Here is a 7,699-nt window from a genome sequence, read left to right as displayed (position 1 = left end):
ACCAGGAACGGCCAAGCCAACATCGTCCCCATCCAACAGGCGAGTTACGTGACAGCCTTTAGCGCAGCCCGTTCCACGCTGACCGATATCGGTTCTCGGAAACCACGACCGAAGGTCAGCGACGAATCTGGGACAGTCGGCACCATGCAACCCCCCACTCTCAACTGCGCAGAGTATTACACGATGAACTGGCGGTAGGCATTGCACTGTGCCGAAGTTAGTGCGAACTAACGCGCATGTCAGCAACCCCAGCACCGCCCTGAATTACCACATCCAGCCGGGAATCCGATCAGCCACACAAATCCAGAGGACGACGACGATCCGCAGATCTCGAAGTATCACGCAAATCCCGCCGCATCTGCCGCCCACCACAGGCATCGCGACGATTATTCACTTCAACTAGTTTTCGCCACAGAGAGCATCTGATTGCATGCCGACCCACATGGTCCGGCGATCATTTTGACCACCCACCAGGGAAGGCCATGGGGCTAATCGGACACCCGCTGCGTGGATCAAGATCAACTATTGCTGTCGGCGGATAGGAAATAGTACGACTAGCTAGACATCGATACTGATGCACATCTAACATTCGACTGCGTTCTTGTGTGCCACAGTCCGAGGAAGCCATGACCGGTTTAGACACCCCGGCCGCCGTCGCCGCGCTCGACCCCGACATCACCGTCAGCCAGATCGGCACTATGTGCGCCCAAGACCCGGCGCGCTTCAGCCTTGTAGCGGTCGCCGAGGCGACACTCAACCGGGTGCCCGCCGCCGTCACACACTGGCTCTGGTCCTCACAGGTCTGCCGAAGGTGGGAACGCACCCTAGTGATCCAGGAGGGAGCACATCAGCTTTCCTGGTGGAACAAGATCGCCTCCTCGGGGATTGATCATCCAGACGCCTTGTCCGCTGATCGCCGCCTGGCTGCGATTCGGCAGCGACGACTGGAAGCCCACCAGATCGTGACCGGCCGGCGAGCCGATTCGCTGCCAGCCCATGACAGGCCGCTCACCCCAACCTCCCAACGGCTCATCGATCTCAGCGACCTCCAGTTCCAGAACCTGGTCGCCCGCGACATCCAGCAAGGCGGACACTCTGACGATCTGGCCCACCCCGCCCTCGCAGCACGCTGGCGAGAAGCCCTGATCGACCTGGGACGGGCGACCTTCACCCGACTCGGCATCAAGCTCGGCCCCCACCACCTGGACACCGCCTTCGCTGTCCCCGACCGGCACCTGATCCGCGTCCGCCATGACGTTTCCGCCGACGAGTGGGCATCCAAGCTGACCTTTCTCACCCACCTGCGCGCCCGACTGATCGAGTGCGACCACATCCGGCTTCCCGGCACCTCCCCCGAGCCGATCGACACGCGTCCCGCCAGCCCCGAGGCTCTAGACTCCGATGCGCGCCTGCTGAGGCTGTACGGATGGGACGTCCGATGGATCTCCAACGGGCGGCGGGTCTGGCTGGACGCCTGGCATGGACCAAACTGGCGCACCACCGGCCGACTCATCGTCACCGTCTCGCGCCGCAGGGCCGCAGGGCCCGGGAAATGGGGACGCCCCGCGTATGTGTTCCACGGACGTGGCCAGCGCGGATACATCTACCTCACGGGACGCGAGGGACTTGAGTACCTAGCACGTACCAACCCGCGCTCAGCACCGGCCCGTTACTTCAAGAGCAAAGTGCCCGAGACGCGCGACCACTTGAGCGAACTCGTCCCCCCGGACGGCTATCGATGGCGACACCCCTATCCACCAGAATTGCACACAGCACCCGCTTGAACCCAAACACCACACCAAGCCCGGCTGACTTAGATCCCAGGTCGCAGTAAGAGGCCGCCAGAAACGCCCCACAACCGCACCGGTAACCCAGCGAGCGTCGTCGGGAAACCAGGGACACGACAGTGACGGCGACCGGCCCGCCCGACCGGCCCTCGTGCGGCCCGCCGCTGCTGGTGCTGAACTCCTGTAACTCCGCCGCACAGATCGATGACCTCGTCAAGCGGGCTATGAGCCTCCTCAGAAGACCTATGAGCGGCGCCAGGGATCATATGCGCCCCTTCAGAGCCAACATTGGCGTCCGCATCGTCACGCCCGGTATTTTCCACAGCGGTGCGCCGGATCTGCCGCATCAACAGCTCGTAGGAGCCGATCAGGGCACAGCTGGGCCAGGCGGCGATGAGTCGGCCGACCGCTGATGGTTCGGCGACGGCGACGTTGGCGGCAAGGCTGGCTGCACTGCCCAGCACCAGCAGCGTCCATGGAAGCAGCCCCCCGCCGCGACCTTGACGGGAATCGACCAGCAGCGACATCGAGGCCACCACGATCATCCCGTCCACACTCACCGGCAGCAGCGCCGCCGTCCACGAACTCTCCCCGTACCGCACCACCAACTCGTACATGTGCTTATAGGAGATCACCGCAGCGATACCGGCCAGCACAATCACGCTGACAGTGGACGCCGATCGAATCACCCGGCCCGCAGGAGAATACTGTGCGTTCCCCATAGCCGATCAGCCCTCCGCCTCGTCGACCAGGGCCTCGGCGTTTAGCGGAACATCGCCAAGGGGAAGGACAATATAGGCAGAAGGTTCAAGTCCCCCCTCGGACACACACTGACCGCACATGTGGAGGTCCCGGGATCACCTGGGCCTCCACTTCGCGTTTCAGCGGACAGTGCGGACGTAGGCCGCGAGCACCTCGATGATCGTACGCCGTTCACGCGAGGAGTCCGCCATCAGGCGTTCCAGGGCGTAGATACCGCCCATCCGTACTTCCGGCTTGTCCGAACCAAGCTGCTCGACGGCCTTGGCGTAGCGGTCGGTGACTTGCTTCTCCCTGGTTGTGCGAAGCTCGTCCTGGCCGACGCGCCAGGTGATGGCGGTGGTCACCAGGCCGGCGACGGCGGCCAGGACGCCGATCAGGATGCCGACACTGTTGAACCACTGGTGCTTGCTTTGCCGCCGCCGGTCGCGTTCAGCGTCTTGGCGCTGGCGTCGCAGTTCCAGCAGTTCCAGACGCCGACCGACGGGGATGTCCTTCAGCTCGTCGGGGGTGGGCTCGGGAATCTGCGGCACCGCCGACCGAGCGGACCGGGAAAGCTCGACCCGTTCGGCTGGCGGAACCGGGAACCAGAGGACGAGGACGACCTGGGAACGTCGTGGGGTTCGCTCACATCAGCTCAGACGCTTGCGCCGCCCTCACGGACTATGGCCATAGCGGGCCACGCTCCGCGCACTCGCGGCTGGTGGCGCATCGGTAACGCCACCCCTGCTGGCGCGGTGGCGAAGTACCCGTTCAAGGCCGCCACCGCCGCCCTCGACCGCACCGGCGAGGCTGGACGCTCCACCAGCTGCGCCACTCCGCCTATGTCCGCCTTGGCGAACAGACCTTTGCCAAGGTCACTGCCCGACGACGCGCACGCTTGGACACCTCCGGACCCGCTAACCGACCCCTACCGCTAATTCTGCGTTCATCCTCCTCGCGGGCCAACCCGTCGATCACCGTGCTCGGATCCCCAACACCGTGACGACGTGGTCGAACAGGCGGTCGGGGTCGTGAGCGGCCTGACGGACGGTTTCAGTGGAAGCGTGTGCTAGCCAGTCGACGGGGTGCATGCCCGTGCCCGTACAGAGCGTGGCCATGGCGCGGGGCGCGGATCCGTGGTGGACGGTCGAGGCGTCCTCGCCGAAGACGCGGTCCCTGATGTGAGGACTCGAATTCTCGATGATCCAGTGTCCTCGCAGGTAGTCGGCCAGTTCTGCGGGGCTCGCCTGGTGAGCGTCGAGGCTGGTGACCGCGTAGACCGTCTCCCGCGTCTCGGCCTTCCCGTCCTCCTTGCGACGGCGGTGGACCCGGATGGAGAGTTCGGCCTCGGGGAAGGTCAGACCACCGAGGTTGGCGGCGATGCCCATGGTTTTGATCGAGCGTGCCTCTCTCCTGCCGTGCCCCGTCTCGGATCGGGTGTCTTGAACGCGGATCGCGTTCCGTGGTGGGGCGCTGACCTGGGCGTGTGCATTCGGCTGAGTCGTCTTGATCATCGCGACGTAGTGCGCGTTCTTGGTCTGGACCAGCCATTTGACGTGGTCTTGGACGGTGTGGAGGGCGTCGAAGGTGATCACGTTCCCGGCCAGGTCGAGTGGTGCGCGTAGGGGCTTGAAGTGCCGAGAGCAGGTGTCGGCGCCGCTGGTCGAGCCGGGCCGAGCCTTTCAGCGCATTGCCTTCGACGGCGATGATCCGGCGCCGCCATCTGCTGTCAGCCGCGTCGGTGGCGGTCTCGGCGCGGTGGCGGTCGGCCAGGTAGGCGTCGAGCGAGCCGCGCCGTCGGCGAGCTCGTCGATGGTCTTCGCGCCCGAGACGGCCGCGCACGCGCACACGGCCAGGATCGCGACCAGGGAGTACCAGCGCCCAGCCGCGACCCGGGGTCGGGCACCGACTCCAGGTAGGGGCGCAGGTCGGCGACGCGATCGGGGTCGAGCTTCGCCAGGATTGCGGGAATCGGGGAGGATGGGGCACAGGGCACGGGATACCTTCGAGGCCATAGGGTTTGGGCACCACCATGATCACGAAGTCCGTGCCCGTTCCGCTATGCGCCCCATGCAGTCGCAACTACACAGCCCACACGACCTGGAAATCTAAAGGCGACCTGCATCGAAGGCGACCCGAATCCAGGAGTCCAAGTGCGATAAGTTTCGTCATGGTTCCTCGTCTGTATCCACAACACGCCATCAACCGCACTCGAGGAGAGCACCATGACCGCTATCTACACCTGGGACGTCTTTTCCACCCTCGACGGCTACGGCTCCTACGGCCCCGACGGCGACTGGGGCGGCTACTGGGGAAAACAGGGCCCTGAGTTCCTTGAAAACCGCCTTGCCGCGATCAGCGAAGAGCAGCGGATGGTTCTCGGGAGCAACACCTTTCGGCAGTTCGTGGAGCTGCTGGGCCCGATCCCAGAGGCCGACCTCGACCCGGTGAACTCCCGGATGCGGAGCATGCCGACAACGGTGGTGTCGACGACGCTCGCTGGACCCTTCGCATGGCCGGACGTGACCGTCGTGGCCGGCGACGCCGTCGACGTCGTCGCCCAACTCAAGGAGGAGTCCGAGGTGCCGTTGCTCTCGAACGGCAGCCTGTCGTTGAACCGGGCGCTGATGGCCGCAGGGCTCGTCGACCGCGTCCAGGTGACGATCTTCCCTGTGATCAGCGGTCAGACCGGGACCGACCCGATCTTCGAGGGCGCGGCCGACTTCGACCTCGAGCTGATCGAGAGCCGGACGTTCGACGGCCACACCCAAGAGCTCATCTACCGGCCCACCCTGCACCGCTAAGCACAGCCGTGCACTGCACTGGTTCCAGCAGCCGAACCTGACCCGGACGCTCTCCCGCGGGCCGACATGCCGCACCTATCAGGAACTTGAACACGCCCTGCTACACGATGGCGTTGGGTTCCTTCCTGCGGCTGTAGCCGGTTCCGGCCGCCATGGTCAGGAAGGTGACCCGGAAGTCCAGGCGCTGCCCCCAGTCCGGTACGAGAAGCGCGAGACCTCGCCCTCCGTCTACGGAACATCGGTCGCTGATGCCGTCCGGCCAGGAACCGGACAATTTCGGGCTCGAGCACTTTCTGTGGCCGTGGGATCATCTAGCCCGTCGGCTCTTGATCAGCCCTTGATCTTTATGCATCTGGCGACTACATAACCCGTCACCCTCAACTTGGGAACCTTCACGTGGTACCAGACGGTGCTGGAACCACCGCATGCTGTATAGCCCCCGCCGTTAGGCACAAAACTAATCAAGCATCCGAACTCGCCCTTCTTGAGGCTATCCTTGATCTTGGAACCGGTTGAAGCCGCTGAGCGTATGTTGAGCGCTTCCTTGGCTATAGCGGCTGTGCATGCCTGCGATTCAGCCGCTGAAAGCCCCGTTCCTGCCGGCTCGGCCGCCACCGGTCCCGCGAGACCGATTGAACCCCCGCTCATGGCAATGGTCGCCACTGCAAGGGCGATGAAATTCTTTCTCCACATCAGGTGTTGTCTCCCCTTCCTGAGTGTCTTGAGTGGCTACGCGCCACTGGACAGGCGTCGGACGCGAACGATGCATATTCTGGGTAGCTAGAAGCACCACACTCTGATGCTTCCAGCCATCCTGGGCTGCGCATGCACCGTGCCAGCCCCTTTTCCAACCGCGAATTGAGGCCGTGGGACGCTCGGACCTCGCTGCAGATCCTTGGGACGCTCCTGCTGAGCGAGTTGTCCTTAACACTGAGCACAGATGCTCGACGATCCCTCTACTCCCGTGATCCTTTCTCGCTCCCTGACACCGACTGTCACCCGGCGTTCGCCCGCTCCCCTTCTGTCATACATCGGCCCTACGTTTCCTCAACGTTTCTACGGGGAGGCTCCGCTTCACAGCTCAAGCCGCCTTGCGACTGCCGAGCAAAAAGCCGCCGCTGGCAACTGCGGCGGTCTTGAAGCAGGGATCGGTTCCTACCTCGAGGCGCTCAAGCGCGAGCGTGACCGCACTGCAGTGCAACACAAGGAGATCATCAGGTTCTCCGACACATGCTCCGCAGACGAGTGACTGTTTACGACCAGCACGGGCATGTGCGGGCTCGACCAGCACCAAGTCCTTGCCTAGAGGTCCTGGTATTGGTCGGCCACCTTGGGCATGCTCGCGCACGTCTTCCTTACCACGAGGACCACGCGGTCATCTCTGTCATTCCTCTCGCCAAGCCACCTCCGGACAGAGAGGACGCCCTCCACCAGCGCTCTCGGCCGCACAAGGCCGAACTCGGTTGCCGAAGTCCTAACCGAGAAACCCCGGCGATGAACGTGGGCCAGATCAGGGACGGATCTGGACACTGACGCCTGCTTTGCCGTTCTGCCAGGCAGGCATCGCCGGAGCAACATCTCCGCAGGTCACAGCGATTCTGAGCAGATTTTGGGCACGGGTGCAGCCGCCTGTACACTGCCCAGGAAGTGCTCAGGCCGTGGCCGATACCTGGCGGCACCAACGTCTCGACATTCGGAGGCCGCCATGACGCACGACGACAGCAGCACCAACGGCGCAGCAGAGGCATGCCTGGGCGACCGGCCAGCGCCCTGGCCGTGGCCGAGCGCACCTTCCAGCTCCTGATCGCCGGCCCGCTGGCGCTCGACGGCCGCAAGGTCGGGCACGGACTGCCCGCGCGAGCAGTGGGCCTCGGCGAGCTGCGCGAAGCACTCCTGAAACCCGCCGCGACCGAAGCCCTCAAAGACGCCGTCTGGGCTGAGCTGGTCAGTCGGGCGCGTACCAAAGATCCGGCATGGGTCATCGGGTGCGTGGGGGTCGCGATGCCGGGGCTGAAGAACGTCGCGGCCCGCGTGCTCCGCTCGAGCCCCGAACGGCTCGCCGACGACATCGGCTCCGAACTGCTCACCGAGTTCGTCGCACAACTGGACGGCATCGACATCACTCGCCCGCACATCGCGGCGCGGCTGATGCTACGGGCGCGCAAGGGAGCACTGCGCGCCCGTGGGCGGGAAAGCCGTCACCTCCCTTGCGCATCTGAGGAGATGCCCTCGCGCGACGATCCGCCCCCAGCCTGCCCCGGCCCGTCCGCCCCGCCCAGCACCTGGCCCGCGACCTGGTCGCCATGACCGCGCTCATCTTCACCACGAGCACCGCACTCGCCCACCCGATGACCAGCACCCCAGCAC

The 7,699-nt window shown here is 64.7% G+C and carries 7 protein-coding genes; 3 read left to right on the top strand and 4 right to left on the bottom strand.

Going from position 1 to position 7,699, the window contains the following annotated elements:
* Positions 1–626 precede the first annotated feature (626 nt).
* Positions 627–1,784 carry a hypothetical protein gene (locus tag ABD340_RS01870; RefSeq protein WP_344586530.1) on the top strand — a complete coding sequence of 386 codons (1,158 nt, stop codon included), beginning with the start codon at positions 627–629 and terminating at the stop codon, positions 1,782–1,784.
* A gap of 29 nt (positions 1,785–1,813) precedes the next feature.
* Here the strand turns inward: ABD340_RS01870 and ABD340_RS01865 are convergent, their stop codons facing one another.
* The 3 genes from ABD340_RS01865 to ABD340_RS01855 all read right to left on the bottom strand — a co-directional run bounded on the left by ABD340_RS01865 (position 1,814) and on the right by ABD340_RS01855 (position 4,123).
* Positions 1,814–2,449: a DUF2637 domain-containing protein gene (locus ABD340_RS01865; RefSeq protein ID WP_344586528.1), complete on the bottom strand. Its 636-nt coding sequence runs from the start codon at positions 2,447–2,449 to the stop codon at positions 1,814–1,816.
* A 219-nt stretch (positions 2,450–2,668) separates the two neighbouring features.
* The gene (locus ABD340_RS01860; RefSeq protein WP_344586527.1) at positions 2,669–3,079 is read right to left on the bottom strand and encodes a hypothetical protein; all 411 of its coding nucleotides are present in this window, start codon (positions 3,077–3,079) and stop codon (positions 2,669–2,671) included.
* 423 nt (positions 3,080–3,502) lie between these two features.
* Entirely contained in the window at positions 3,503–4,123 is a 621-nt protein-coding gene (locus ABD340_RS01855; protein ID WP_344586525.1) for an ISAs1 family transposase, read from the bottom strand.
* Between the two features lie 630 nt (positions 4,124–4,753).
* Here ABD340_RS01855 and ABD340_RS01850 point away from each other — a divergent pair.
* Entirely contained in the window at positions 4,754–5,332 is a 579-nt protein-coding gene (locus ABD340_RS01850; RefSeq protein ID WP_344586523.1) for a dihydrofolate reductase family protein, read from the top strand.
* Positions 5,333–5,662: 330 nt separating this feature from the next.
* Here ABD340_RS01850 and ABD340_RS01845 read toward each other — a convergent pair whose 3' ends face one another.
* A complete protein-coding gene (locus ABD340_RS01845; protein WP_344586522.1) occupies positions 5,663–6,025 on the bottom strand; it encodes an SH3 domain-containing protein in 363 nt (120 codons plus the stop codon).
* A 1,083-nt stretch (positions 6,026–7,108) separates the two neighbouring features.
* Between ABD340_RS01845 and ABD340_RS01840 the strand changes: the two genes are divergently transcribed.
* Complete coding sequence (locus ABD340_RS01840) at positions 7,109–7,639, top strand: hypothetical protein (protein WP_344586521.1); 531 nt, start codon at positions 7,109–7,111, stop codon at positions 7,637–7,639.
* The last annotated feature ends 60 nt before the right edge of the window (positions 7,640–7,699 follow it).

The organism is Actinomadura vinacea (assembly GCF_039532545.1).
GTDB classification, from domain to species: domain Bacteria; phylum Actinomycetota; class Actinomycetes; order Streptosporangiales; family Streptosporangiaceae; genus Spirillospora; species Spirillospora vinacea.
The sequence above is the reverse complement of the archived record's forward strand: the minus strand, read 5'-3'. Positions and strand labels throughout refer to the sequence as shown.

Coding starts and splice junctions, on each gene's coding strand:
- ABD340_RS01870 (WP_344586530.1), top strand. CDS start 627: ATGACCGGTTTAGACACCCCGGCCGCCGTCGCCGCGCTCGACCCCGAC.
- ABD340_RS01850 (WP_344586523.1), top strand. CDS start 4,754: ATGACCGCTATCTACACCTGGGACGTCTTTTCCACCCTCGACGGCTAC.
- ABD340_RS01845 (WP_344586522.1), bottom strand. CDS start 6,025: ATGTGGAGAAAGAATTTCATCGCCCTTGCAGTGGCGACCATTGCCATG.